This is a genomic window from Pseudoalteromonas sp. SG44-1 (assembly GCF_014164315.1).
Classification (GTDB): Bacteria; Pseudomonadota; Gammaproteobacteria; order Enterobacterales; family Alteromonadaceae; genus Pseudoalteromonas; species Pseudoalteromonas rhizosphaerae.
This window is the reverse complement of record NZ_JACJEW010000002.1, coordinates 25,061-51,784: the sequence shown is the minus strand read 5'-3', so window position 1 is coordinate 51,784 and position 26,724 is coordinate 25,061. Positions and strand designations below refer to the sequence as shown.

Annotated in this window: 22 protein-coding genes; 11 read left to right on the top strand and 11 right to left on the bottom strand. The window is 40.5% G+C overall.

What is annotated here, in order from left to right; genetic code table 11:
• Window position 1 precedes the first annotated feature (1 nt).
• Together lapB and pyrF are read left to right on the top strand one after the other, a co-directional pair.
• Window positions 2-1,138 (top strand): lipopolysaccharide assembly protein LapB, encoded by a 1,137-nt coding sequence (gene lapB / locus H5187_RS01285; protein WP_182797472.1) that lies wholly within the window; start codon window positions 2-4, stop codon window positions 1,136-1,138.
• 49 nt (window positions 1,139-1,187) lie between these two features.
• Window positions 1,188-1,892 (top strand): orotidine-5'-phosphate decarboxylase, encoded by a 705-nt coding sequence (gene pyrF / locus H5187_RS01280; protein WP_182797471.1) that lies wholly within the window; start codon window positions 1,188-1,190, stop codon window positions 1,890-1,892.
• Between the two features lie 297 nt (window positions 1,893-2,189).
• Here pyrF and H5187_RS01275 read toward each other — a convergent pair whose 3' ends face one another.
• The 4 genes from H5187_RS01275 to H5187_RS01260 form a co-directional block, all read right to left on the bottom strand.
• On the bottom strand, window positions 2,190-2,843 hold the full coding sequence (locus H5187_RS01275) for an HNH endonuclease (protein ID WP_182797470.1): 654 nt from the start codon (window positions 2,841-2,843) through the stop codon (window positions 2,190-2,192).
• A complete protein-coding gene (locus H5187_RS01270) occupies window positions 2,821-4,080 on the bottom strand; it encodes an AAA family ATPase (protein ID WP_182797469.1) in 1,260 nt (419 codons plus the stop codon). Before H5187_RS01270 ends, H5187_RS01275 begins: the two co-directional genes overlap by 23 nt.
• 373 nt (window positions 4,081-4,453) lie before the next feature.
• A complete protein-coding gene (locus tag H5187_RS01265) occupies window positions 4,454-5,284 on the bottom strand; it encodes a S1 RNA-binding domain-containing protein (RefSeq protein ID WP_182719011.1) in 831 nt (276 codons plus the stop codon).
• A 2-nt stretch (window positions 5,285-5,286) separates the two neighbouring features.
• Entirely contained in the window at window positions 5,287-6,615 is a 1,329-nt protein-coding gene (locus H5187_RS01260; protein WP_145233234.1) for a DEAD/DEAH box helicase, read from the bottom strand.
• 215 nt (window positions 6,616-6,830) lie between these two features.
• Between H5187_RS01260 and H5187_RS01255 the strand changes: the two genes are divergently transcribed.
• Entirely contained in the window at window positions 6,831-7,838 is a 1,008-nt protein-coding gene (locus tag H5187_RS01255; RefSeq protein WP_182761865.1) for a rhodanese-related sulfurtransferase, read from the top strand.
• 136 nt (window positions 7,839-7,974) lie between these two features.
• The gene (aroQ, locus tag H5187_RS01250) at window positions 7,975-8,505 is read left to right on the top strand and encodes a gamma subclass chorismate mutase AroQ (protein ID WP_149982480.1); all 531 of its coding nucleotides are present in this window, start codon (window positions 7,975-7,977) and stop codon (window positions 8,503-8,505) included.
• Between the two features lie 320 nt (window positions 8,506-8,825).
• On the opposite strand, the gene H5187_RS01245 is transcribed toward aroQ, so the two are convergent.
• Window positions 8,826-9,167 carry a hypothetical protein gene (locus tag H5187_RS01245; protein ID WP_149982479.1) on the bottom strand — a complete coding sequence of 114 codons (342 nt, stop codon included), beginning with the start codon at window positions 9,165-9,167 and terminating at the stop codon, window positions 8,826-8,828.
• A 410-nt stretch (window positions 9,168-9,577) separates the two neighbouring features.
• On the opposite strand from H5187_RS01245, the gene H5187_RS01240 reads away from it, so the two are divergent.
• From H5187_RS01240 to H5187_RS01225, 4 genes are all read left to right on the top strand, one after another.
• Window positions 9,578-10,594 carry an efflux RND transporter periplasmic adaptor subunit gene (locus tag H5187_RS01240; protein WP_182740129.1) on the top strand — a complete coding sequence of 339 codons (1,017 nt, stop codon included), beginning with the start codon at window positions 9,578-9,580 and terminating at the stop codon, window positions 10,592-10,594.
• A 2-nt stretch (window positions 10,595-10,596) separates the two neighbouring features.
• Window positions 10,597-13,677 (top strand): efflux RND transporter permease subunit, encoded by a 3,081-nt coding sequence (locus H5187_RS01235; RefSeq protein ID WP_145233239.1) that lies wholly within the window; start codon window positions 10,597-10,599, stop codon window positions 13,675-13,677.
• A gap of 94 nt (window positions 13,678-13,771) precedes the next feature.
• On the top strand, window positions 13,772-15,667 hold the full coding sequence (locus tag H5187_RS01230) for a DUF294 nucleotidyltransferase-like domain-containing protein (protein ID WP_145233241.1): 1,896 nt from the start codon (window positions 13,772-13,774) through the stop codon (window positions 15,665-15,667).
• Window positions 15,668-15,670: 3 nt separating this feature from the next.
• A complete protein-coding gene (locus H5187_RS01225) occupies window positions 15,671-16,381 on the top strand; it encodes a 3'-5' exonuclease (RefSeq protein WP_182794771.1) in 711 nt (236 codons plus the stop codon).
• 83 nt (window positions 16,382-16,464) lie between these two features.
• Here H5187_RS01225 and H5187_RS01220 read toward each other — a convergent pair whose 3' ends face one another.
• Window positions 16,465-18,045, bottom strand: coding sequence for a BCCT family transporter (locus tag H5187_RS01220; protein WP_145233245.1), 1,581 nt, complete (start codon window positions 18,043-18,045; stop codon window positions 16,465-16,467).
• 506 nt (window positions 18,046-18,551) lie between these two features.
• Here H5187_RS01220 and egtB point away from each other — a divergent pair.
• From egtB to H5187_RS01205, 3 genes are all read left to right on the top strand, one after another.
• Window positions 18,552-19,781 (top strand): ergothioneine biosynthesis protein EgtB, encoded by a 1,230-nt coding sequence (egtB, locus tag H5187_RS01215; RefSeq protein WP_182740128.1) that lies wholly within the window; start codon window positions 18,552-18,554, stop codon window positions 19,779-19,781.
• Window positions 19,782-19,783: 2 nt separating this feature from the next.
• Window positions 19,784-20,755 (top strand): L-histidine N(alpha)-methyltransferase, encoded by a 972-nt coding sequence (gene egtD, locus H5187_RS01210; protein WP_182797468.1) that lies wholly within the window; start codon window positions 19,784-19,786, stop codon window positions 20,753-20,755.
• A gap of 142 nt (window positions 20,756-20,897) precedes the next feature.
• The gene (locus H5187_RS01205; protein ID WP_220493218.1) at window positions 20,898-21,686 is read left to right on the top strand and encodes a 2-keto-4-pentenoate hydratase; all 789 of its coding nucleotides are present in this window, start codon (window positions 20,898-20,900) and stop codon (window positions 21,684-21,686) included.
• Here H5187_RS01205 and H5187_RS01200 read toward each other — a convergent pair.
• The 5 genes from H5187_RS01200 to H5187_RS01180 form a co-directional block, all read right to left on the bottom strand.
• Window positions 21,657-22,505, bottom strand: coding sequence for a PhzF family phenazine biosynthesis protein (locus H5187_RS01200; protein ID WP_182797467.1), 849 nt, complete (start codon window positions 22,503-22,505; stop codon window positions 21,657-21,659). The two genes, H5187_RS01205 and H5187_RS01200, sit on opposite strands and share 30 nt — an antisense overlap.
• Complete coding sequence (gene asnB, locus H5187_RS01195) at window positions 22,489-24,162, bottom strand: asparagine synthase B (protein ID WP_145233255.1); 1,674 nt, start codon at window positions 24,160-24,162, stop codon at window positions 22,489-22,491. Before asnB ends, H5187_RS01200 begins: the two co-directional genes overlap by 17 nt.
• Before the next feature lie 154 nt (window positions 24,163-24,316).
• A complete protein-coding gene (gene pcp / locus H5187_RS01190) occupies window positions 24,317-24,985 on the bottom strand; it encodes a pyroglutamyl-peptidase I (protein ID WP_149982472.1) in 669 nt (222 codons plus the stop codon).
• On the bottom strand, window positions 24,978-26,003 hold the full coding sequence (locus H5187_RS01185) for a DUF979 domain-containing protein (RefSeq protein ID WP_182797466.1): 1,026 nt from the start codon (window positions 26,001-26,003) through the stop codon (window positions 24,978-24,980). The genes pcp and H5187_RS01185 overlap by 8 nt, the downstream gene beginning before the upstream one ends.
• On the bottom strand, window positions 26,003-26,707 hold the full coding sequence (locus H5187_RS01180; protein WP_182797495.1) for a DUF969 domain-containing protein: 705 nt from the start codon (window positions 26,705-26,707) through the stop codon (window positions 26,003-26,005). Before H5187_RS01180 ends, H5187_RS01185 begins: the two co-directional genes overlap by 1 nt.
• Window positions 26,708-26,724: the final 17 nt, after the last annotated feature.

Genomic DNA, 26,724 nt, shown 5'->3' with positions numbered 1-26,724 from the left:
TATGATTGAGCTTTTGTTTTTACTTTTACCTGTTGCGGCTGGTTATGGCTGGATCATGGGTAAAAATAGCGCTAAAAACCAAGCTCATCAACTTAATCGTCAGATCACATCTGAATACAGTAAAGGCTTAAAGTTTTTACTCGACAGAGAGGAAGATCAAGGCCTTGAGCACTTAATCAACTTGCTTGAAGTCGCCGCTGACTCTGTTGAACATTATTCTACATTAGCAACGATGTTTCGCCGCCGAGGTGAATTAGATCGTGCAATAAAAATCCACGAATTACTGCTCAAACACCCAAGCCTTAATGAACAACAAGCTGCTGCTAGTCGCCTTGAACTTGCTGAAGATTATATTATGGCGGGTTTGCTTGATGGCGCCGAAGAACATTTAGTGTGGTTAGTAAAAGCCAACCACAGTGATGCATTAGAGCCGATACTTAATTTATATTCGCAAACACGCGAATGGGAAAAGGGTATCAATATGTTTGAAGCACACAGTGATTTATTTTCAAAGCCGCAACATTTCAAAGCCATTGCTAACTTTTATTGTGAAGCTGCGTTGCTTAGCAATGATCCGCAAATTATGCGCAAAGCCATTAGCCTAAATCATAAAGCGATCCGCCCATTATATGAATTAGGTAAATCAGCATTTGCAAAAGAAGATTACGTAAAAGCAATTTATTATTGGCGTGAGCTGATCTGTAGTTTCACTTTTTTTGCTCCCTTGTTTATAGATGATTTAGCTCACAGTTATGAGCAATTAAACCTAACCCACCAATTTCATGAATTATTACAGCAGCTACTTGATAAGGGTGGGGTGCTAATAAAAATAAAACATTGCCAAGCATTACTTGAGCAAGGGCACACCGATCAAGCAATTAAGTTTTTAACTGATAGTTTAAAACGTCAGCCAACAATTCGTGGCTTTAGTTTTTTATTACAGCTATTAGCAAAACAAAATAATGATATTAAAGATGTACTTGATCAAATAGATAAACTGGTCACATCTTATATTGCGACCAAGCCAGATTTTCAGTGTCAACACTGTGGCTTTACCAGCCATACAATTTATTGGGTTTGCCCGTCGTGTAAACATTGGGAAACCATAGTACCGAGCCGTGGCTTAGACGGTTTTTAGTTTTCTATAAAAATATTCACTTACTTCTACAATCAGTTTTAGGAAAGTTATGTCTCTCGAACATTCAAAAAAAGTTCTTATCGCCCTCGATTACGATGATCAGCAAACCGCTTTAAACTTTGTAAAGCAATTATCGCCTGATACATGTCGTTTAAAAGTAGGCAAAGAAATGTTTACCTATTTTGGACCTGCGTTTGTTAAAGAGCTGATTGATTTAGGCTTTGACGTATTCTTAGACCTTAAATTTCATGACATTCCAAATACGGTTGCCAAAGCTGTTACAGCAGCGGCAAAAATGGGAGTGTGGATGGTTAATGTTCATGCCAGTGGCGGTGTCGAAATGATGACTAAAGCCAAACAAGCGCTTGGGCAATTTGGTGATAAAGCGCCACTGTTAATTGCGGTTACTGTTTTAACCAGCATGGATGCCGCAGAGCTTACTCGTTTAGGGGTTGATAAAACCCCAGAACAGCAGGTTATTTATTTAGCAAAACTTGCCAAAGAATCAGGCCTTGACGGGGTAGTGTGCTCAGCGCAAGAAGCCAAGCAATTAAAATCGCTACTCGGTAACGATTTTAAATTGGTGACGCCAGGTATTCGCCCTGCGGGAAGTGATGCAGGAGATCAAAAACGTATCATGACACCAAAACAAGCGATTGAAGATGGCAGCGATTATTTAGTTGTTGGCCGTCCAATTACACAAGCCGCAGACCCAGTTGCGGTTCTTAAAGAAATTAATGACTCGATAAAATAAACAGCGGTCTTTTAGCTATTACTAATATTAAGAGCAAAGTACTTACTTTGCTCTTTTTGTTTCTGGGTATACAAACTTAATAACTTGGTTATGAATAGTCTGGAATATGTCAGTTGCGGTCATTCGAAACACAAAGTGGCAAAAGGCAAGGCGCGACCCCATTTTCTAGACGCGACACCATTTTCTCGGATCAATATTCATTACGGGAGATGAACCGCCCATTGCACTTCCTGCTAATAAAAAGCGCATGATGGGGGGGGGAGTTGGAGGTTAGAAACCTCCGGCTACCCGATTATCTCAAGCAGCAACTTCAACTCCAATAATTTTTATTAAAGACTTTGCGATGAGAGAATATTCTTTATCTTTACCTATCTCTATCTGTATTTCTTTGAGAATAAGTTTTTTTAATAAAACACTCTGCTGATTTTCATATTTTTCAACAAGATTTCTAATTGCTGAAATTCTTTCAATCCTTTTCTCTACAAGTTCTGTTCTATTTAACTGTATAACCCTTTCAGTAACTTCTCCTCGTGGTTGCCCTGGCCGTGCATAAATTAATGGGCCTACAGCCATAAGAAATTCATCAGGTGACTCATGATATGGATTAATAAAAGTGCAAGTAGTATCGTACAAATCACTTTTATTCATATTGCAAACAGGACAAGATAACCCAAAATTATCCCATTCATATGCAAGTTCAGGAAACTTAGATTTTGGTTTTATGTGCTCAATGTGCTCCGGAGTAATGTGCTTTATATTGCTTTCACAATACATGCACTTTGAATTTGACTCTTCCCTTAAAGATTCTTTTATGGACGATTGGTTGTACTTGTTTTTTAAGCTTTGAGGTGGTTTCTCACTTCGTGAGATATAATCTAAGAGTTCATCACGCCAAGCGTCAGCATTATCTGTAAGTAACCCAGGCTTTTCACCTTTTGTTATTTTTATCATTTAATGCCTCCACAACTAACGTTACGGCATTAGGCATAAACTCTTCTAGCCCTTTTTCTTTCATTTCAATGCGCATTCTTTGAAAAAGGGTTTCATCAATATTTTGATTAGAGTATTTCTCAATTACTTCTTGTATTTCACTTTCAACCCAGACCGGGACGGTAACAGGCACCCCTAAAACTTCTCGTAAAATTTTTGCAGCAGAACCACTCATGTCGATCATGTCGAGCTTTCTAGAAAAAACTCTGTTTTCATCATTGTATGCCAGAGCGTAAACTGATGAATCTCTAGATGAACTAATAATGAATGGGCTGTGAGTTGCGACTACAAATTGGGCATTTGGAAAGGCTGAAAGTAAATTTGGAATTAACTCTCTTTGCATAGACGGGTGGAGATGATTTTCTGGTTCGTCAATTGTGATTACGTATCTTTCCTTGTTCTGGGCAAACATGAAAATTTGCCATGCGAGACCAATAATTGAAGCAACTCCACCCGAAGCTGCATCTATAGAAAAATCACCTGAACTTGTCACAAGAACAACTTCAGGGATTCTGATTTCCAATCTTTGAAATCCTAAGCTTTTTGGTAAGAGTTTTCTAAGTACATCTTCAAACCCCTCAAACAAATCCGCATATTCTTGATTGGCGACAACATGATTATTTCCATAGCCAAATGTTGCCAATCCTATAAGTGATTGTTTAAGCAAATAGCTTGGACTGATATTTTCTACATAATTACTAGTTCCGGTAAACTTGTTTATTATGTTTGAGTTATATTCGTTAAAATAATCTTCTTTACTTTTGGGCCTTGTTGGGATTGCCTCGACTTCTTTATAGCTATATACAGGCCTATGAGAAGGTATATGCATTCCTCTTACAGATGATTGTCTAGAGAAATTTAAATTATAGCTAGAGCCAGATTCTCTTGGAATTTGTATATCACTGTCGTTGTTGTTTTCGTAAAAAATTTTTCCAACTTTAGTCCAGTGCTGGTCATTTTCTTCTTTCTTAAATAGGTTTTTCCACCATCCAGTAAAAAATGTAATACCCCCTGTTTTTTCATCCATCATGGGAGTTGAAAGAAGTCTAGAATTCCAACCGAAGTGCTGATTCAGAATTCCTAAGAGCGTAGTTTTACCAGCACCATTTGAGCCAGTAATGATAGTGATTTTTGAATCAATATCTACATCGATTTTTTCAAATTGACGCCAGTGGCTAATTTCTATTTTTTTGAACATTCTTGACAGTTTACTCCAAGAGATAACATCTTATTGAACACCATTTTGGTGGTTTATAACACACCAAAACCGCGTATATTATATACCCTGATAATTTCACCAAAAATTACCATTGTAAACAAATAATTAAAATAGCTAGGAATTGAGCTTGTTATTTTGCACCAAAACGGCGTTTAATAATGTTATCGGACAAAATTAGGTTCCTACTCAAAGAAGTAGGAATAAATTTAACTTTTTCTGTGTCCGGTTCACGCTCATAGTTGCCATTGAAGCTTATAAAAACAAAAAAGAGCAAAGCTTTCACTTTACTCTTTTCTATATCATTTTAAATTGACCGCTGACCGCTGACCGCTGACCGCTGACCGCTGACCGCTTACTTAAGCCTAATAGCCTTAGCTTCAATATCAATTAGGCCTTGCTTAAACAAACCGCCAATGGCTTTTTTATAATTTGCTTTACTGGTTGAGAAAACTTTTTTAATTGTCTCAGGATCCGATTTATCACCTAAAGCAATAACACCGCCTTCGGATTTTAATCTATCCATTATTTTCTCACCCAAGTCACTTACTTTAGCCATACCTGGTTTTTCAAGAATAACGTCAATTTTTCCGTCTTCACGTACTTTTTGAATAAATCCAGTTAAGCGTTGGCCAACAAACATGTTTTTAAACACCATGTTGTAAAATATAACGCCATAATGTGCTTCTTCTATTAATACTTTATAGCCAATATCGGTTTTGCCAGCGACAATTAATTGTACTTCTTGCAGCGGCGCGTACTCAGGCTCCGTTTTATTGATAAAACGATTAAAGTTATTTGATGCACAAATACGGCCGCTGGCATTATCTAAATACAAACGTACTAAATAAGAATAGCCTTCTTGCATTCTTGGCTTTTGTTCGTTGAACGGTGCCAGTACATCTTTATCAAGCCCCCAATCTAAAAAAGCGCCAATGCTGTTGATTTCTTTAACACGAAGTAGGGCGTATTCACCTACTTGAGCTAACGGCTTTTTAGTTGTTGCGGTGGCGAGATTAGCGTTATCTAAAAAGATAAATACGCTGACACTGTCGCCAGCTTCTAGCTCATGTTTAATTTCACTGCTTGGTAAAAAAACTTCACCCAGATCATGACCATCAAGGTACGCGCCTTCGTTACTTACTTCGTTAACGAATAGGGTTTGGGTGGTTCCAAGGTAACTCATAATTATTCCTGTTCTGGCTTTTTACGACGGCGCATTGGTGCATCACCATCAATATTAAGAGGGGCTTTGATTGGCGCTTGTGGCTTTTTAGGTTTTGCTTTGCGTTTAGTCACAGCTTTTACTTTAGGCTTTACATTTTCTTGTGCTTTAGCCCATGTTGCATCAGGTTTTGGTTCTCGTAAACCTTTAAACTTACCTTTTAACCCTGCTACGGTATGAAACTCAAGTTCATCATTTAAGAATGATTTAATTGCTTTATAGCTTAACCAATCTTTAGGACCGACCAGTGAAATAGCGGTGCCTTTAAAGCCAGCTCGACCAGTACGACCAATACGATGCACATACTCTTCGGCGTGTTTAGGTAAATCAAAATTGATTACATGAGTTACGCTCAGTAAATCAAGACCACGAGAGGCAACATCGGTGGTTATTAAAATTTTAAAGTTTTCACGGCTAAAGCCGTCCATGATATCTAAACGTTTATTTTGTGCTAAATCACCTGCTAATGCTTGGGCTTTAAAACCTTTAGCATTAAGTGATTCGCTTAAACGGCTGGTATCTGTACGAGTCGCTGTAAATATAATGCATTGCCCGACCTCGTCTTGCTTTAAAAAATGCTCAAGCAGCGCTTCTTTATGATCAAGGTGATCTGCTAAATATAAGCTTTGTTTAATATCTGAATGTTGTTCGTTAGCCGCACTAAGGGTAATTTGTTTTGGCTTTTTCAGTAAATTACGTGATAACGCATCGACTTGTGCATGATCCAGTGTCGCTGAAAACAATAATGTTTGGCGCAGGCGATGATCAGCTTGCTCGTTGATCATCTTTAACTGTGCAGTAAAACCTAAATCTAAAATACGGTCAGCTTCATCAAAAATAAGTAACTCAAGGCCACTTAATTGTAATGAACGCTGAGTTAAGTGATCGGCTAAACGACCCGGTGTAGCAATAACAAATTGCGGGTCGTTACGCAGTGCTTTAATTTGATCATTAAAGTTCTCACCGCCTAATATTTTCACCGCTTTAATATTAGTACCTGCAATTAGCAGGCGAAGTTGGGTAAATACTTGGGTCGCCAGTTCACGAGTAGGCGCCACAATAAGCACACGAGGATCACGTTTACTGAGCGCCTTTTGTTTCATAACCCGTTGAACAGCAGGTAATAAAAATGCCAAGGTTTTGCCCGACCCAGTTTTAGACTGGGCGAAAATGTCATGGCCTGCCAGTGCGGTGGGCACTGCATGGGCCTGAATATCAGTGGGCTGGGTGATCCCTTGATGCGCTAATTGTGTTTCAAGGCGAGTATCAATCCCAAGATCAGTAAAATGCAAAGTGTGTTTCTCCAAAATGAGCAATTTGTTTGGGTATAAATAATTTCGCTATTATAGCGCAGTCCCGAGTGTGGCTAATAGTAAAAAGCCAATTATCACTGCTTTTTTTGCATTTAATTAGAAAAAGCGTAAAATACGCGCCCTCAATATGTATTATGCGCCGGATTTACGATTCGGTTACCGCCAATAACGGCTAAAGCAAAATAGGAATCACCATGACTGCTGTCCATAAAGACAATGTAACCAGCGAGCACTTTGTTGTATGTGCACTTTATAAGTTTGTTTCTTTACCTGAATTCGAAGCCCTACGCCAACCATTGTTAGATGTGATGGAAGCCAATGAAGTACGTGGTACTTTATTAATTGCCGCAGAAGGTATCAACGGCACAGTTTCTGCCAAGCGTGAAGGCATTGACAACCTTTTAAGCTGGTTAGACAGCCAACCAAACCTTGATAACATTGTTAGCAAAGAATCATTTGATGATGAATGCCCGTTTTACCGTACTAAGGTAAAACTAAAAAAAGAAATCGTCACAATGGGTGTTGAAGGGATTGATCCGCTGAAAGTGGTTGGCAGTTATGTAAAACCACAAGATTGGAATGCATTGATCTCAGATCCTGAGGTTATTTTAGTTGATACCCGTAACGATTATGAAATCGAAATTGGTACTTTTCAAAACGCAGTAGACCCAAATACTAAAACATTCCGCGAGTTTCCGCAGTGGGCAAAAGAAAACCTGGATCCGAGCAAACATAAAAAAGTAGCTATGTTTTGTACTGGTGGTATTCGCTGTGAAAAATCAACTGCTTACATGAAAGAGCAAGGTTTTGAAGATGTGTACCATCTTGAAGGCGGCATTTTAAAATACCTAGAAGAAGTGCCAAAAGAAGAAACCATGTGGGAAGGTGAGTGCTTTGTATTTGATAATCGCGTAGCAGTCGATCACGACTTGCAAAAAGGCTCATACGATCAATGTCATGCGTGTCGTATGCCAATCACTGAAGACGAAAAACTCAAACCAGAGTACATGGAAGGTGTCTCGTGTCATCATTGTATTGATGATGTTACCGACGAACAACGTGAACGATTTGCTGAGCGTCAAAAGCAAATTGAATTAGCGCAAGCTCGTGGCGAAGGCCATATTGGCAACGAAGCACAAGCCGTTTTACAAAAGCGTAAAGAAGCTAAAAAAGCGCAAAAAGACGCACAGCGTAAAAAGTAATTTAGTAGAGCTATTACTACCGTTTTATAAAGCCTCAGCGTTGTCTGGGGCTTTTTTAAGGTAACCAAGATTGAATGAATTTTAATCGTTAGGTTTTTATTGCACGATAACAGTCCCCATCATAAGGTAAGATATTATGTTTCGAATCATCTCAATCTTTGCAGCTATGCTGCTTTCAACTAATTCTTTTGCTGCAAGTACAGCACAAGAGCTTTTTTCAACAATAAACTTGCGCTTGAGTTACATGGAAGATGTTGCGCTTTATAAGAGTAATAATAACCAAGCCATTGAAGATAAAGAGCGTGAGCTAATTGTTATTAACAATGCAAGTTTGTCAGCAGAAAAACAAGGCTTAAACAAAGAAAGTGTCCTCGCGTTTTTTCGTGCCCAAATATCTGCGGCTAAGGCTATACAATACAGATACCGCGCTGACTTGCTTAGTAAGCCAACAGATAAAGAGCCTAGAAATTTAGATACTGTTATCCGTCCTGCGCTGATAAAGCTAGGGAAAGACATCAATATTGAACTTACACAGTATTTACGTCATGGAGGCGTTTTTTCACAGCAAGAATTTAAAGTTTTTGAACGCACACTAAATTCTCGATATTTAACACGAGCAGACAAAGAGATGTTATTTAACGCCTTGATTGAAATCAGGCTTCAATAATATAAATTTTTATACTAGCAGGTAAGCGTTAATCTATAACAATAGGACAGGCACAAATTTTTAAAAATCATAGCTTTAAGCACAGTTATTACATCAGTGATTAAGCTATTAGTATTTTATGATTCGAGCAACAGCAACTTTATTGATTTAGTATTCAGATCCGGTTATTACCATTGCGTATCCCGTGGCGTGCGTCGTGAATTTTTATGTGGTGAATACCTGTTTTCGGTAAATGATTATGATAGGTGTCATCTTAAGTTCTAAATAAGCGTGTTAACACGGTGATGTTTTTATTAAATCACCATGTATACATGCCAACTTTAGATTAATGTTTTTAAATGCGCTTCGGCGGCATTGGTGAGCTGTTCAGGTGTCATATCTTTGGCGTTATCTACAGCAATAGTGCATTGCTCTAGTGTGTACACATCTTTTTTATACATAAAAATCAGCGGCTCACAACCGTCCTCTTTAGCTTTTGCTGATGTCCAATAAACGGCTGAAAATTCAACATTGCCATGTTCGTAAGACTCAACGCTAACTTCTCCGCTGTGATCGAATTGTAGTTGTTTAGAAAGCTGTTCACTAATGTTGATCAGGTTGACCAAAAATACGGCTTCTTGGTGTGTAATACCATGTATATCGGTAAATTTTTGCTTAAACATAATTGTCCTTTTAAATATAAACTAGCAGGGGGGACCCTAATAAAAACTATTGTTGCATACTATACCTGTTTGCCCACTTACTCAAAAGTACTTAGCAATAAATTAGATATTTTGGACCACTTTCAGGGTTTATTAATCCGTAAATTCAACAATTTTTAGTTCTAAAAGCTCAAACTATCATTATGAGTAAATTTAAGACAATACCTTATTCTGACCAATTAGGCTGTTTATGTATAGGGTCTTTATAGCTAGTTAGCCTCTTAGTATTAAATACACGGCTATAGTTACTTTCCCCTATAAAGGTATTTCAACGTATTGTTTTGACAGTTAATCGAACTAGACTTTTTATTGATCAAAACACTGTTACACTGCGTACCATAATGGAAATAATAATTAATTAGGTGATCTTTTTGAAATTACGAGTTCTTTTAGTCAGTGTTTTTATTACTTGTTCAGCGGTAATGCCATCGGCATTTGCTGCTAATGTAATTGTTGAACCTGTTGCGATGGAACGTGCAAAAGAGCAAGTTCAAGCGGTTGGTAATGCTGAAGCGATTCGCTCTGTTATCCTCTATCCTGCAGTGGGGGATAAAGTGACGGCTGTGCATTTTAAACCCGGTGATCAGGTAACCGCAGGTACTATTTTGTTAGAGCTCGATTCGCGCAGACAAAAAGCGGCGCTTAATGAAGCGAAAATAAAGCTTGCAGATAGTGAACGAATACAAACACGTTTACAGCAAAGTCATGCTAAAGGCGCGGTGCCAAAAAGCGATCTAGATGATGCAAAAACTGTGTATGAGTTAGCTAAGGTTGCGGTGACTAAAGCCGAAACCGAATTAGAAGATCGCCAAGTACGAGCGCCTTTTAGTGGCACCATGGGGTTAACGGATGTCGAAGTTGGCGATCGAATTACCACACAAACAGCCATCGCCAGTATTGATGATACTCGTTCGTTATACATTAATTTTAATGCACCAGAGTCAGCTATTTCAATGCTCAGAACTAGCGGTAACGTGACTGTGATGCCGTGGCAAGGAAGCGATGCGATCAATGCGCAAGTCGCTTATCTTGACTCACGCATTGATCCACAAACACGTACGCTGCGTGTCAAAGCAAAACTGGATAATGCACAAGCACAATTTTTACCGGGTATGAGTTTTAGAGTACATATTGAGGTATTAGGGCAGAGTTTAGCTGCAGTGCCTGAAGCTGCGCTTTTATGGGGGGCAACCGGCCCCTATGTATGGAAAAGTGTTGAGCAAAAGGCAACTCGCGTTGATGTTAAAATCCAGCAACGTTTAGCGGGTCGTTTGCTCGTATCTGGGCCTTTAAACGAAGGTGATATTTTGGTAGTTGAAGGCGTACAACGTTTACGCCCAGCGCAAGAGCTTAATTATATCAAGCCGCTTGCAGCAGCGCAGGAGTAGGTATGAAACAACAACCTATGATGCAAGATCTCCCTTCAATGGCCATTCGCCGCCCAGTGCTTATTGTAGTACTTAATTTACTGATCATTATTGCGGGTATTGCGGCCATTGCCGGGGTTGAAGTTCGTGAACTGCCTGATGTTGATACGCCAAGGATCACGGTGTCGGCTTCATTTCCTGGGGGCTCTCCAGAGACTGTTGATACCGAAGTAACCAGTAAACTTGAAGGGGCGGTAGCCCGCGTAAGTGGTGTAAAAACTATTCGCGCACAAAGTGAAGAAGGCAATGCACGGATTGTTGTTGAGTTTCGTGCTGGTGTTGACCTTGATGATGCTGCGAATGAAACCCGTGAGTCGGTAGCACGTGTACAACGGGAGTTGCCAGAAGAAGTTGAGCGCGTTTCTATTATCAAGGCTGATAATGATGCTGAGGCGGTGGTATCGCTAACCGTATCAAGCGATACCATAGCCCTTGAAGCGTTGACTGAACTGGTTGAGGTTGATTTAGCACCGCAGTTTTTAACCATTCCAGGTGTGGCCGATGTACGTTTAAATGGTGACCGAAAACGTGTTTTACGGGTGCGTCTTGATCCACTTAAATTAACCAGTTTTAATTTAACCGTTCCTGATGTAGCCCAAGTACTGCGCCAAGCGCCATTTGACGTACCTGCCGGTAGTTTGAAATCGACGGATCAACAAATTATAGTGCGCGCAGATGCAACCTCAGTTACCGCTGAGCAAGTGGCCGATATTATTATTCGTGATGGTACGCGTATTGGTGATATTGCGGCGGTGTATTTTGGTCCTGCGGATCCTCGCTCTATGGTGCGCTTAAACGGCCAGCCAGTGATTGGCATGGAAGTTATACGTCAAGCACAGTCAAATACCATTGAAATATCTGACGAAGTATTAAGTTTATTAGCAAAAATGCAAACGCGTTTTCCGGAGCTGAAATTTACTTTAACTTCTGATGATGCACAATTTATCAGGAGCTCAGTTGATGAGGTGATTTACTCACTGGTGCTAACTGTGCTGCTGGTGATCATTACATTATGGGTATTTATCGGCTCTTGGCGCGCGACTTTAGTGCCTGCATTTGCAATTCCTGTTGCCTTGGTTGGTTCATTAGCGTTGATATGGGCACTGGGTTTTTCAATCAATATACTTACTTTGCTGGCATTAGTGTTAGCAACGGGGTTGATTGTTGATGATGCGATTGTGGTCAGCGAAAACATTCAACGTCAACGCGGTTTAGGCCTTGGCCGCCGTGCTGCTGCGGTAATTGGCACGCGAGAAGTGTTTTTTGCTGTTGTCGCAACGACAGCGGTGTTAGCGGCGGTATTTGTTCCTATCGCTTTTTTACCCTCAACCGCAGGGCGATTATTTAGGGAGTTTGGTGGGGTACTTGCGGGAGCGGTGATCATTTCAAGCTTTGTAGCGCTTTCATTAGTGCCAGCGCTCACCTCAAAGCTAAAACTCAAACAAGGTGGTAAACACCCATTTGCTAAAATAGGTCATTGGCTTGCTAATATTTATACTAAAACCATTCATTGGGTGCTTGATCATGCGTGGCTTACGTTTATAGCTAGTATATTAGTCGCTGCGGGTTCGGGTGCTTTGTATCTCAATTTAGATAATGAATTACTGCCTTCAGAAGATCGCGGAAAAATACGTATCTTTGCTCGGGGCCCTGACGGTGTTGGTTTGAATTTTATGGACCGTCAAGCAATGCAAATGGAAGATATTTTGCTGCCGTATGTGCAAAGCGGCGAAATTGAATCTATTTATACTGTTGTAGGGCAGTGGGATCCAAATATTGTGTTTATTACCGTGCCTTTAAAACACTGGGATGAGCGTCATTTTTCACAGCAAGAGATCATTAATAAAATTCGCGGTCCGCTGGGTAATATTCCTGGGGCGGCAGGTTATCCGTCTGGGTCAAATAGTTTAAATTTACGCGGTCAAGGTGGCGGTATTGAGCTGGCACTATTAGGGCAAGATTACCTGCAGATTTATAAGGCCGCACAAGATTTTGCTGCCCAGGTTGAGCAGACTATCCCGTCGATTGACAACGTGCGTATTTCATATCAGCCATCACAGCCGCAATTGCGCGTTAATATTGATAGACGCCGTGCAGAGGAATTAGGGGTGTCACTGAGTGATATATCAATCACCTTACGTGCTGCGATAAATGGCGATGATATTGCAGATTTAAATATTGGTGACCAATCGGTACCGATTATTCTGCAAGCACAAAATCAAACCATTAAAGATCCCAGTGATCTCGCTAATTTATATATCAGTGCAAATAACGGTCAGTTAGTACCACTGAGTAGCGTTGCAACCATTACAGAAGAAGGTGTTGCCGCCGAGCTTGAACGCCACGCACAGCGTCGTGCTATCGAGCTTGATATGGAACTGCCGGCGGACATGAGTATTGCACAGCTGGTATCGCAATTACGTGATATTTCAGAGCAAACGCTACCAAGTGGCATTAGCTTGGCATTTAAAGGTGAAGCTTTAACCTTTGAAGAAACTTCTAATGAAGTATTTATCACTTACATACTGGCATTTTTAATCGTATTTTTAGTATTAGCCGCACAGTTTGAAAATGTTAATAGTGCTGTGGTGGTGATGGTAACAGTACCGTTTGGTATTACATCAGCAATTTTAGCGCTGTATTTAACTGGTACTTCGTTAAATATTTACTCGCAAATAGGTTTGGTGATGTTAATTGGCTTAATCGCGAAAAACGCGATTTTGTTAGTTGAATTTGCTGACCAATTGCGCGACCAAGGTTTAACAGTTCGTAAAGCTGTAGAGCAAGCAGCATTAGTACGTTTAAGACCAATTACTATGACCTTGATATCAACCTTACTAGGTGCACTGCCGCTGATATTATCAACCGGGGCAGGTGCTGAGGCACGTAATGCGATTGGCTGGGTCGTGTTTGGTGGCTTGTCTTTAGCGGTGCTATTTACGTTGTACTTAACACCGGTAATTTACTTGGGCTTAGCACGCTTTACTACACCTCGTGGTGATGAAAGTAAGCAACTTGCGCAGGAGCTTGATAAGGTAGAGTAAATCACAATTAAAATAGCCTAATTAACTATTTATCTTTGAAAAATAAGTTAATTAGGCTCACACTTGGGAAAGCTATCCCCAACAGGTTTTTTTTATGCAAGCCGAACAAGTAGAAATCGCGCAGTTTTTAGCACAACACCCGCCTTTTGACAGCCTACCGAGCAAAGCAATCAATGAGCTCGCGCAACAAGTTGAAGTCGCTTACTTTAGAGCGCACACCGATATTTTATTATTTGGTCAAGATATCGCTGATCTTTATGTGATCAGAAGCGGGTCTGTTGAAATGTATCGACGTAATGGGGAACTGGATAATCGTTTAACCACTGCGGGTATATTTGGGCAGATGGGTTTACTGATGAATCGCAAGGTGCGCTTTCCAGCTAAAGCACTTGAAGATACGCTAGTGTATTGCATTAATGTTGAACTATTTAACCGCTATTGCGACGAATTTGATTCATTTGCTGACTATTTTGAAACGGATGGTAATGTTCGTTTACATCAGGCAATTGTTGAACAAGCCGATGGTAATGATTTAACCACAGCAAAAGTAAAATCGCTGATCCACCGTGATGTGGTGACAGTTAATACTGATTCAACGGTGCAACAAGTTGCCCAGCTTATGACTGATGAATCGGTGTCATCGGTTTTAGTTACTGATAGTACCAAACCTATTAACGACGACCCAGAGGAAGATGATGGTCAAGTTGTTGGTATTATCACAGACAAAGATTTACGTACCAAAGTCATTGCTCATGGCCTTGCATTTGACACACCCGCGCATACAATAATGTCTACAAACTTGGTTTTATTAGATGCCAATGCCTATGTTTTCGAAGCTGTACTTGCGATGCTACGTGATAACTTACATCACTTACCGGTGGTCCAAAAACGCCGTCCAATTGGGGTTATTTCTCTTTCTGATATTTTACGCTATGAATCACAAAGCAGCTTGCTATTGGTACGTGGAATACTTGCGCAGCAATCGATTGAAGATTTAACACACTATGCACGCCAGCTGCCGAATGTGTTTGTACGGATGGTAAATGAAGATGCAAACTCGCATATGATTGGCACGGCAATGGCTGTGATTGGCCGCACTTTTAAACAAAGGTTACTGGTATTAGCTGAAGAAAAGTATGGGCCGCCTCCGGTTGCATACTGTTTTATCGCTTTAGGTTCAATGGCGCGGGATGAGCAACTCATTGTTACTGATCAAGATAACGCGCTCATTCTAGATGATGATTATGATGATGAACTTCATGATACGTATTTTCAAAATATTGCCGATTTTGTTTGTGATGGTTTAGCTCAATGCGGTTATACCTATTGTGATGGCGAAATAATGGCGTCATTTAAAAAATGGCGAAAAACACGTGCACAATGGTTTGAGCAATTTGCTCAGTGGATAGAGCTGCCTAAACCGCAAGCCTTACTAAATAGCTCCATATTTTTTGATTTAGACGGGGTGTGGGGTAAAACCAAATGGGCCGATGAGCTTAAAATATTTATTGCCAAACAAAGCAAAGTTAATCGCGTATTTTTAGCTAATATGGCTGCAAATGCTCGCAACAGAACCCCACCATTGGGGTTTTTTAAAGGCTTTGTTATGGAGCACAATGGTCAGCATAAACGTTCTATGAATTTAAAGCGCAGAGGCACAGCGCCGCTTTCAGATGTTATTCGTGTTCACGCATTGGCGGTTGGATCACGTAAGCAAAACTCGTTCGAACGCTTAGAAGATATTATTGAAGCCAAGCTCCTACCGCAAGGCAAAGCACAAGATTTGCGAGATGCGCTAGAATATATTGCCATGATGCGGATCCGTCACCAAGCATGGCAAATTGAACAAGGGGAAGAACCCGACAACGATTTAGACCCTCATTTATTATCGCCTTTTGAGCAGCGTAACTTAAAAGAAGCTTTTGCAATTTTAGAAAAAGCACAAAGCTATTTGAAATTTAGTTACTCAGCAAACTCTGGGGTAAAGTAATTTATGGCTTTCAAAAAGCAAGCAATGATTGACTGGGCAACACGCTATAAAAATTTATTAAGCGGCGCTCAAAATGACACTATCAAACGTTTTTATGGAGCTGCTTTTAGCGATAAATTCGCAGCAATTAAAGATGTGCCATTTGTTGCAATGGACTTTGAAACAACCGGTTTAGATAGCACCAGTGATGATATTGTCAGTGTTGGTTTAATTCCTTTTAATTTACAGCGTATATATTGCAAAGATAGTCGCCATTGGGTGGTGCGCCCTAGGCGTAATTTCAACGAGGGATCCATTGTAATACATGGCATAACGCATTCAGAAATTGACGATGCCCCGGATTTTAACCAGATTATTGAGCCATTATTGCAAGCACTCAGTGGTAAAGTGGTTGTTGTACACTATGGCGCGATTGAGCGGCACTTCTTAAATACTGCACTGTTACTTAGGCTTAACGAGGGGATCAACTTTGCTTTGGTTGATACCATGGAAATTGAACGAAAAGCCTTAAAAGCCAGGCAGGGTTTGCTAGGTTGGTTATTTAATTCTAGGTTAGGATCGCTTAGATTAGGTGATTGTCGCCAGCGCTATTCATTACCTGTGTATAAAAACCATAATGCTTTAACAGACGCTTTAGCAACAGCTGAACTGTTACAAGCACAATTGAGTCACCATTACCGAGAAGATACACCGATCTCGCAGTTATGGAGTTAAAAATTTCTTAACCTGAACTTTGGCTAATAAGCTTAAATAAAAAAACGCCGCAAATTTGCGGCGTTTTTGGTTTTATATAGCGTTTATTTAGCCGGTAACGGCTCAGTTCTCAGACCTAAAATAAGGCTTAAACACATAAACAGCAAGACGATTGTAAATGGTAAGCCGGTAGAGACCGCACCTGCTTGCAGTGCTTCGATTGCTTGTGTACCACCAATCCACAATAGCGCGGCTGCAATAGCACCTTCAATAGATGCCCAAAAAATGCGTTGTGGTACTGGCGCATCAATTTTCCCGCCAGCAGTGATAGAGTCTATTACTAATGACCCTGAATCAGATGAAGTGATAAAAAACACTAAAACTAATAGCACAGCAATTACAGACAAAATATTAGACATAGGTAATTCATCTAGCATTTGAAACATAGCCATAGGGACATCGGTTAAACCATTTAGGCCAAGTGCGCCAACACCATTGACTACTTGATCAATTGCAATACCGCCGTAAATTGACATCCATAAAACTGTAACCAATGTTGGAATAAGTAATACCGCAATCAAAAATTCACGAATAGTACGACCGCGTGATACGCGAGCGATAAACATGCCTACAAACGGTGACCACGAAATCCACCAAGCCCAGTAAAATACAGTCCAGCCATGCATCCATGTTTCGTCTTCACGGCCATGTGGATTACTTAATGGAATGATATTTTCTACATAACCCATAAAGGTGGTAGGAATATTACCCATCGCAACAGCAAAGCCAACTAAGCAAACAAATACCAATAGGGCAAAAGCAATTAGCATGTTGATATTACTAAGGAGTTTTACACCGCCATCAATGCCGCGCACAACGGAAATAATAGCCAGTAGGGTAACGCCAACAATAACGAGTATTTGTGAGCCAATGCCACCTTCGAGACCAAACACGTGGTTTATCCCCGCAGACGCTTGCTGAGCGCCTAACCCCAATGATGTTGCCAAGCCAAATAAAGTTGCCAGTACTGCTAAAATATCAATGATATGACCAGGCCAGCCCCATGCTTTATCGCCCAATATAGGGTAAAAAATTGACCGGATAGACAGTGGTAAACCTTTGTTATATGTAAAGAATGATAGTGATAAGCCAACTACAGCATAAATAGCCCAAGGGTGCAGGCCCCAATGGAACATAGTTGCCCCCATTGCCAGTTTTGCAGCTTCTGGGGTGTTGGCTGTTACATTCAGTGGTGTTTCATACCAACCAGTAAAATATGCAACCGGTTCAGCTACCCCCCAAAACATTAAGCCAATACCCATGCCTGCGGCGAATAACATAGCGAGCCATGAAACACGAGTATATGAAGGCTTAGCATCACTGCCTCCTAAACGGATCTTTCCGTAAGGAGAAACAATCAGTGCTAAACAAAAAATAACGAAGAAGTTTGCAGCCCACATAAACAAGGCATCAAAATTATTAATTATATCGAGTTTCACACCATCAAGTGCTGCTTTTGCAGTTTGTGGATCGGTAGCGAGAATGGCGATTAAAAAGATGACAATCAGGCCCGCGCTGATGCCAAAAACAGGGTTGTGTATATCAAATCCCCATTTTTGCACGTTATCCTGACCTACGGTGTAATCCGTATTGTCGATACTATATTTGTCATGATTTTCGCTCATGCAATACCTCTTTTGTTGTCCTAACAAGCTGCTTGTTACCAGCAACATACCTAATTTAATTAGTCTAAGTAACTTGAAGCTTCGGATAATAAATCACTACGTTAGTAAATTTTTAAAGCAAAGTTCAGGTTAGGTAATAATTGATACTTTAATTTATTTGAAGACTAACTAATTTAAAAGATGATCATACAGCTACTAGTGTATGAGTTAAATACCAAATGTAAATGATTTTGTTGTTAAATAGCGGCTTATATGGCCATTGTAACCATTTTTATGTTTTTATATAAAAGTACATAATTCGCAAAAGGTCAAAAATTAGTTTGATTGTTAAAGTAATCGCGGCTGTTTTTTGTGGTTAATTGAGCTATTATTTTTTGTAGTTGTAAAAGGCAGTTGCACGAGATTGACGTTTTATAGTCGCAGTAATGAAAGCGTAATATGAATATGATTTAACATTAGATGAGCTATATCATTGATCAGTAGCGATAAGGAATTTAGTCATTACTATGAGTAACCATGGCAAAGAGAACACTAAAAACACGGCTGATGAGCATCAATTAGCTCAGCATTATCATCGCGTTCGACACCACAGCGTGACGTTAATAAACTCGTTATCAGCAGAAGACTGCCAATTACAAGCTATGGCAGATGTAAGCCCTAGTAAATGGCACCTTGCGCACACAACGTGGTTCTTTGAAACTTTTTTGCTAATTGCACATAGCTCTCACTACACAGTATTTAATCCTAAATTTAAAACTTTATTTAACTCATATTATAACGGTATAGGTGAACAATTTAAGCGTGCCTGCAGAGGGAGTTTATCGCGGCCTAGTTTAGATGACGTGATTACCTATAGAGAATATGTTGACCGGGCGGTGATTGAATTACTGAGTGCACCGTGTAGCGAGTCAATAAAGCAAGTTATTGAATTAGGACTTAACCATGAACAACAGCACCAAGAACTAATGCTGATGGACATTCAATATAACTTTTCAGTTAATCCGTTGTTTCCTGCTTATTGTGACACTAACAATATCCGTATAGAAAATCCTGTTACGCAAGCCAGTCCTCTTAGCTTTGTGGCATTCTCAAAGCATACTGCACATATTGGTGCAACTGAGCAAACGTTCAGCTACGACAATGAACGGCCAACTCATCAAGTGCTTATTCAGCCATTTAAATTTGCTAACCGGTTAACTACCAATGGTGAGTATTTAGCGTTTATACAAGACGGTGGTTATCAAAATCCAGAGCATTGGCTCAGTGACGGTTGGGCGCAGATAAATAATGCTCGGCAAACTGCGCCACTCTATTGGCATAAAGTAAATAATGAGTGGTTTGAATTTACATTAGCTGGATTACAGCCTTTGGCGCTAAATGAGCCGCTAAGCCATGTTACCTTTTACGAAGCAAACGCTTTTGCACATTACTCACAAGCACGCCTCCCAACCGAATTTGAATGGGAAAGCGTTGCTAACAGTAATGCGGCGCAAACTATCACCCAGCTGACCGACAACTGTTGGCAGTGGACAAACAGTGCCTATTTACCGTACCCAGGCTTTAAGCCAATAGCAGGCGTGGCAGGGGAATACAATGGTAAATTTATGGCGAACCAAATGGTACTGCGCGGTGGCTGTAAACTTACCCCACAAAATCATTTAAGACTAACTTATCGCAATTTCTATTACCCACACCAAGCGTGGATGCGCAGTGGTATTAGACTCGCTAAGGATTGAGCATGAGCCAAGTAACAACATTAATGACAACCGACATTGATAACCGCTTTTTAAACGATGTTATTGCGGGACTGTCACAGCAGCAAAAGAATCTACCCTGTAAATATTTTTATGATGATAACGGGGCCGCTTTGTTTGAGCAGATCACTGAGCTTGATGAGTACTACGTGACACGCACAGAGCTGAGCATTTTAACCAAGCACAGCCAAGCAATTGCCAAGTTGCTTCCTGATAACTTATCAATCATAGAGCCGGGCTGTGGCTCGGGTAAAAAAATTGCTTATTTGTTAGCGCACTTAGTGAATGTGAAAAGTTTTGTGCCATTTGAGATCTCTAATGAAATGCTTAATTACTCACTGGCCCATTTATCTCCATTATTTCCTGAGTTAGCTATTTCGCCGTTGTTGGGGGATTTTACTCATAGCCAAATGGTAAAGCAGTTAAGCCGTGAAACACAATTGGATAGCCAAACGAATCTCGTGTATTTTCCAGGCTCAACAATAGGCAATTTTTCACCACTAAAAGCCATTGAGATCATGAAAAATTTCCATCGGTTATGTGGTATTAACGGTTATGTACTGATTGGCATTGATTTGCTCAAAGACCGTCAAGTATTACTTGATGCTTATGACGATAAACAAGGCGTCACCGCGGCATTTAATAAAAACTTACTCCAGCGTATTAATGCTGAGTTAAATGCTGATTTTGATCTTAGCCAGTTTAATCACCAATCACGGTTTAATGAAAAACTAAGCCGTATTGAAATGCATTTGATCAGTAACTGTGCTCAAACAGTCACCGTTAATGGCGAATCATTTAGCTTTTCTCAAGGTGAGAGCATCCATACAGAAAACTCCCATAAATACGCACTACAGGCATTTACTGAACTTAGCGCCCAAGCTGGATTACGTTTAGAGCAAACGTGGCAAGACGAGCAGGGTTATTTTGCATTGTGTTTATTGAGGCCAATTTAAATAATGCACAGTCCATCATTTATTATTTAACTGTACTTAGCTAAAAATGCTGCGCAAATTGATTTTTTAATAGTATAAATACTGCATTAAACCTACGGCTGCTGGTGCAGCCATTATAAAACCTTATTACGAAGAGGTTAGTGTGGACAGTTCTACTAAATTAAAAACGATTGCAGCACATTTATTTGCACAACGCACAAGTGCAGCGCCACAATCAGATTTACCGCCACAATTAGCATTAACAAGCACTGAAGATAGTTTAGCTGTTCAACAATTGATGATTGCATTAAACAAGGGCCAAGTATTTGGTTGGAAATGCCTATTACCACTTGATAACGGTGCGATTATTTTGGCTCCAATATTAAAGCCGCCGCAATCATTTGCACAAATCTGCAGATTATATACTGAACAAAACAAGGCACGGATAGAGCCTGAAATTGCTTTTGTGTTTGCGCAAAATATGCCAAAGCAGGCCAGCTATAGCGAAGATGAAATTGACCACGCGGTGAGTGACACGCATATGGCACTTGAGCTGATCCAAAACCGTTTCTCTACAGCGTATCAAGCAAATCACTTTGCAAAGTTAGCGGATGGTTTAAGTAACCAAGGGGTGTTACTTGGTCCTAAAATTAATAAGCAAGTAGCTTATGATGCGGCACATATTACTATCGCGATAACACAAAATAATCGCTGTCATAGCTATCTTGGCAAGCACCCATGTGGTCTGGCACAAACACCAATCTATTGGGCAGTAAATTATCTGGCTAAGTGTGGGATCACGCTCGCTGCTGGGCAAATTCTCATAACAGGCTCATATTGTGGTGTTATTGAGTTAGACACTGATGTTGATACTGAAATTGACTATGCAGGGCTTGGAAAATACACCGTCAAATTTAGTGGCTTAACTGATAATGACGCTGTTATCTTTTAAACGGTAATTAATGGTTGCTCCGAAAACAGAATCTTGGAAAAGCTGGCCATGTGTTTGTTCAGTGTATTGTTTGATTATGGGGGCAATAATGCTGATGGCTGAACCTGTAGCGCTATCTTCATCCACGCCATAATAAGGAGCAAAATATCGAAAATGCCACTGTGTGGTTTGATTAGCTGTTTGGCGTTGTTGCAATACAATCACTGCATTTGGGTAGCATTGTAATTGTGCTGTATTTATCGCGAGTGTTTTTAAAGGCTGATCACTGTTAATCATCACAGTACTGTAGCCGTTAATTTTTGCTGTTTTATAGCTTTGCACTATTGAGGTAGGAATGGCTTGTTGCAGCAGAACCTCTGTTTGTACCTCGGTGCTATCAATGGTGGCTAATTGTAGTTGCAGTGCGCGTTGATGTATTCTGATTTTAAATACTTCCCCTGTATTTGTATAAAAGGTGTTTGGGCTAAACCCTTGCCATTTTTTTAAAAACAGTGCAGCGGCGAGTGTCCCATGACCACAGCGGCTGATCTCATGGCTGTGATTAAACCAACGAATAGGGCATCGATTTTTTTTGATATTGGCTTGATTTAAAAATACGGTGGCGTGCTGAGCGGTGTTTTTTGCAATGCGCTGCATTAGTTGAGTTGTTAACCCTGTTTTATAAATAACAATTAACGCAGACGAACCTTTACAGCGTCTCGCTGTATCGTTAAAAACTTGCTCAATAGCAAAAGACTGCACAAAGCGCGGGGCTTTGTGCAGTCTGTGAGTTATTGCCAGATTTAATAAGCGACTAGGCTTATTATTTCTTTTGTGCATAGGCGTCGTTATGAATACCTGCGGCACGACCTGATGGATCGGCATTATTTTGAAATGATGCATCCCATAATAACGCTTCAGGCGTTGAACAGGCGACTGACTTACCGTGTGGTACACATTTAGCGGCTGCATCACCTGGGAAGTGAGATTCAAAAATAGTACGGTAGTAATACGCTTCTTTTGAATCAGGTGTGTTAATAGGGTATTTAAATTTTGCGTTTTCAAGCTCTTGATCGGTTACTTGCTCGTTTACAAACTCTTTTAATGTATCAATCCAGCTGTAGCCTACACCATCCGAAAACTGCTCTTTTTGACGCCATAACACTTCATCAGGTAAGTAGCCGTCAAAGCCTTCACGTAAAATATGCTTTTCAATTTTGCCATCTTTACACATTTTAGCTTCAGGGTTGATACGCATAGCAACATCAACAAACTCTTTATCAAGGAAGGGAACGCGGGCTTCTACACCCCATGCCGCCATTGATTTATTTGCGCGTAAGCAATCAAACATGTGCAGTTTAGATACTTTACGGTTTAATTCTTCATGAAACTCTTGTGCATTTGGTGCTTTATGAAAGTACAAGTAACCACCAAATAGCTCATCAGCGCCTTCACCAGAGAGCACCATTTTAATACCCATCGCTTTGATTTGGCGAGCCATTAAGTACATCGGAGTAGAAGCACGGATCGTAGTTACATCGTAGGTTTCAATGTGATAAATAACTTCACGTAGGGCATCAATCCCTTCTTGAATCGTAAATATAATCGGGTGATGAACAGTTCCTATCATATCAGCTACTTTTTGTGCAGCCGCTAGATCTGGGGAGCCCTCAAGGCCAACCGAGAAAGAGTGCAGCTTAGGCCACCATGCATCGCTTTCATCATTATCTTCAATACGTTTTGCTGCAAAACGTTGGGTAATAGCTGAAATAACGGATGAATCTAAACCACCTGACAACAACACGCCATAAGGTACGTCACACATTAATTGACGTTTAACGGCGGCTTCAAGTGCATCTTTGACGTCTTCGGCTTTTGCGCTGTTATCTTTAACTGCATCGAAGCTTTGCCAATCACGGGCATAATATGGGCGCAATTGACCATCTTTACTCCATAAAAAATGTCCAGGAGGAAATTCTTCAATATGCTTACAGATTGGTGAAAGTGCTTTTAGCTCTGAGGCAACATAAAAGTTACCGTGCTCATCGTGGCCAGTATAAAGTGGAATAATACCAATATGATCACGGCCAATTAAATAAGCGTCTTGTTCTTCGTCATATAAACAAAAAGCAAAAATACCGTTCAGATCATCTAAAAATTCAGGCCCTTTCTGTTTGTATAACGCTAAGATAACTTCACAATCTGATTGAGTTTGAAAAGTGAAATCGGTTTCAAGGTTAGCGGCAAGTTCTTTGTGATTATAAATTTCGCCATTAACAGCTAGAATATGAGTTTTTTCAGGGTTGTATAAAGGCTGTGCACCGCTTGATACACCAACAATGGCTAAACGTTCATGCACTAAAATCGCTTTCTCAGATGAATATACACCAGACCAATCAGGCCCGCGGTGACGTAATAATTTTGACATTTCAATTGCTTGCGTACGCAATGGAGCGGGATCAGACTTTATATCTAATACACCAAAAATTGAACACATAGTAACTCCTCATTCCTATCATGTGTGTTAGTTAGGTCATAATACCTAACCATTCACGTTTGTTTTAACAGAAATAATTAACTAAGTCACATAGCTTTTACAATATTTTCAGAATAATTTATGCACCAGCATGGCCGCTGATGCACCAAATTGGTCAGTGGGTGGTGCCAGCCGCGACTTTTACATCTTGTTTTGCAACAATAGCTTCGTTGATCATTACTTTTAACGCGCTTAGCACGGTTTCTTCGCTCATACTCGGTGCGCCATTATGGTGCACAGCTTGGCTTGGTAAATAAGGGATATGCACAAAGCCCCCTTTGATGTGTGGTTCATGCTCATTGATATGATGTAATAGACCATACATAACGTGATTACACACATATGTACCCGCTGTATTAGAAATGGCGGCTGGGATCTCACTTTGTTGCAGTGCTAATAACATGCGTTTGATAGGTAATTGTGCAAAATATGCGGCAGGAGCATTTTTGACGACGGGGTGATCAATGGGTTGCTTTCCTGCGTTGTCTTTAATTCGGGCATCATCAATATTAATCGCGATACGCTCTATGCTTATTTCACTGCGGCCACCGGCTTGCCCGATACATAATACTAGAACCGGATGATGCTGCTCTATGGCTTTATAAAGCACCTCTAATGAGGTATTAAACTCACACGGTAGCTCAAGGGCTATTACTCGGTGTTTAGCGATTAAATGTTCGTCGAGTTTGCTTACCGCTTGCCACGACGGATTGAGCGATTCGCCGCCAAATGGTGCAAACCCAGTTATCAATACGCAGGGCATGCTTGATGTCAGTTTAGTCATTAAAAACCACCATATACATTAAAATAATATTGACCGTTAATAAGGCCAGCGCAGTAGGTATTTGCACCTTTATAACATGGTATTTGTCTTTTAGGTCGAGTAATGCCGCTGGAATGATATTAAAGTTTGCTGCCATTGGCGTCATTAACGTTCCACAGTAACCACTGTACATCCCAATTGCTACCAGTGGTGCGGCGCTGGCGCCATGACCTTCGATTAAAAAAGGCATAGCAATACCCGCAGTCATTACCGGAAATGCAGCAAACGCATTTCCCATCACCATGGTAAATAACGCCATGCCAACACAATACAGCACCACCAGCATAAAACGATTCTCTGGCGCTATAAATAAAGTAACCAACTCTTTAATTGAGTCACCTGTTTGCGCCACAATAAACACGCCACCAAGCATTGCTAGCATTTGTGGCAGTATTGCTGCCCAACCGATAGAATCTAGCAGCCGACGGGATTCAGTGACAGCTTCAATCGGATTTCCCCCAGTAATTTTCCAGCCAATCAGTAGCGCAGACACACACGCTATAGTGAGCGATGCGAGAGTTAAATGACGTTGATCAAGTAAGTAATAATCACCAATTGCGATACCATCAAAAGAAACAGTCAGTAATACCGTGATCACGGGTATCATTAATGCGGGAACAAATAATTTATTGCCCAGGCGAGAGGCCGATTGTGTTTGTTGCTGTTCAGTGAGTGGTTGATAACTGCCCATGCTTACTAGGTTTAAGCCCGCTAATAGGGCAATTAATACTACGCTCACACCAACCCATAAATAAGTGTTGGCTTTGCCGAACAAGGCAATAGATACATCACCAAATAAAAAACTGCTACCAAATAACAACCAAAATAATGCTGTGGTGAGCCTTTTTGGATGGTTTTTGTCTTGCAGCGTTCGAACAACTAAAAACATCACAACGAGACCAATTAATAAATAAATGTTCTCAATGGTGATAATTGTAGCGTTTGAGTTAGTTACATAGGTTGTTAGTACTTTACTCATCACACTTCCTGCTGTTTGTAGTGAGCAACAGCCAGAGCTATTTTTGCTTCTAAACGAGATAATCTAAATAAATGAATAATGAGTGCGGCAATGGCGGTCGGAATAGCCCATAAACCAATATGCAGCGGCTCAATACCGGCAATGCCGTTTTCCTTTAAGAAGGCATCCATCAATAGTACAGCACCAAAAGCAATGAAAATGTCTTCTCCAAAGAACATCGCAATATTATCAACGGCAGCTGCATGGGCGCTGATCATGGCTTTTATGGGTTTTGGCAGCTCACCGTGTTTATTGGTCGCGGCACCTAATGCCATGGGGGCTAATAATGGACGAACAGTTTGTGCTTGACCGCCAAGGCTTAATAATCCTAGGGCTGCTGAGCATTCTCGAACGATAAAATACAGGGCTAATATACGTGCGCTGGTGGCACTTTGAATTTGTGCAATCCAGTTTTTCGCATGCTGTTGTAAACCATAGCGCTCTAGCAGTGCGATAACGGGTAAAATAAGAATAAAGCTGGCCAGTTGACGAGAGTTCATAAACTTCTCGCCAAAGGTTTGCAAAAGGGTGAGGATATCTAAATTTACCGCCCAACCAGTTGCAAGGCCAGCAACGGTTACTACAATCAGTGGGTTAAAGCGCAAGGCAAATCCTAGCACAACCACTGGAATGCCAATTAATGGCCAATAATTAAGATCAAACATCATAGTTCCTACACTGT

What these genes read in the sequence shown, in the direction of transcription:
- H5187_RS01275 (WP_182797470.1), bottom strand. Translation starts at nt 2,843, where the DNA reads ATGATAAAAATAACAAAAGGTGAAAAGCCTGGGTTACTTACAGATAAT.
- H5187_RS01230 (WP_145233241.1), top strand. Translation starts at nt 13,772, where the DNA reads ATGCAAGCCGAACAAGTAGAAATCGCGCAGTTTTTAGCACAACACCCG.
- H5187_RS01235 (WP_145233239.1), top strand. Translation starts at nt 10,597, where the DNA reads ATGAAACAACAACCTATGATGCAAGATCTCCCTTCAATGGCCATTCGC.
- H5187_RS01185 (WP_182797466.1), bottom strand. Translation starts at nt 26,003, where the DNA reads ATGAGTAAAGTACTAACAACCTATGTAACTAACTCAAACGCTACAATT.
- pcp (WP_149982472.1), bottom strand. Translation starts at nt 24,985, where the DNA reads ATGACTAAACTGACATCAAGCATGCCCTGCGTATTGATAACTGGGTTT.
- H5187_RS01225 (WP_182794771.1), top strand. Translation starts at nt 15,671, where the DNA reads ATGGCTTTCAAAAAGCAAGCAATGATTGACTGGGCAACACGCTATAAA.
- H5187_RS01255 (WP_182761865.1), top strand. Translation starts at nt 6,831, where the DNA reads ATGACTGCTGTCCATAAAGACAATGTAACCAGCGAGCACTTTGTTGTA.
- H5187_RS01265 (WP_182719011.1), bottom strand. Translation starts at nt 5,284, where the DNA reads ATGAGTTACCTTGGAACCACCCAAACCCTATTCGTTAACGAAGTAAGT.
- H5187_RS01180 (WP_182797495.1), bottom strand. Translation starts at nt 26,707, where the DNA reads ATGTTTGATCTTAATTATTGGCCATTAATTGGCATTCCAGTGGTTGTG.
- egtB (WP_182740128.1), top strand. Translation starts at nt 18,552, where the DNA reads ATGAGTAACCATGGCAAAGAGAACACTAAAAACACGGCTGATGAGCAT.
- egtD (WP_182797468.1), top strand. Translation starts at nt 19,784, where the DNA reads ATGAGCCAAGTAACAACATTAATGACAACCGACATTGATAACCGCTTT.
- lapB (WP_182797472.1), top strand. Translation starts at nt 2, where the DNA reads ATGATTGAGCTTTTGTTTTTACTTTTACCTGTTGCGGCTGGTTATGGC.
- aroQ (WP_149982480.1), top strand. Translation starts at nt 7,975, where the DNA reads ATGTTTCGAATCATCTCAATCTTTGCAGCTATGCTGCTTTCAACTAAT.
- H5187_RS01245 (WP_149982479.1), bottom strand. Translation starts at nt 9,167, where the DNA reads ATGTTTAAGCAAAAATTTACCGATATACATGGTATTACACACCAAGAA.
- H5187_RS01220 (WP_145233245.1), bottom strand. Translation starts at nt 18,045, where the DNA reads ATGAGCGAAAATCATGACAAATATAGTATCGACAATACGGATTACACC.
- H5187_RS01200 (WP_182797467.1), bottom strand. Translation starts at nt 22,505, where the DNA reads ATGCACAAAAGAAATAATAAGCCTAGTCGCTTATTAAATCTGGCAATA.
- asnB (WP_145233255.1), bottom strand. Translation starts at nt 24,162, where the DNA reads ATGTGTTCAATTTTTGGTGTATTAGATATAAAGTCTGATCCCGCTCCA.
- H5187_RS01270 (WP_182797469.1), bottom strand. Translation starts at nt 4,080, where the DNA reads ATGTTCAAAAAAATAGAAATTAGCCACTGGCGTCAATTTGAAAAAATC.
- pyrF (WP_182797471.1), top strand. Translation starts at nt 1,188, where the DNA reads ATGTCTCTCGAACATTCAAAAAAAGTTCTTATCGCCCTCGATTACGAT.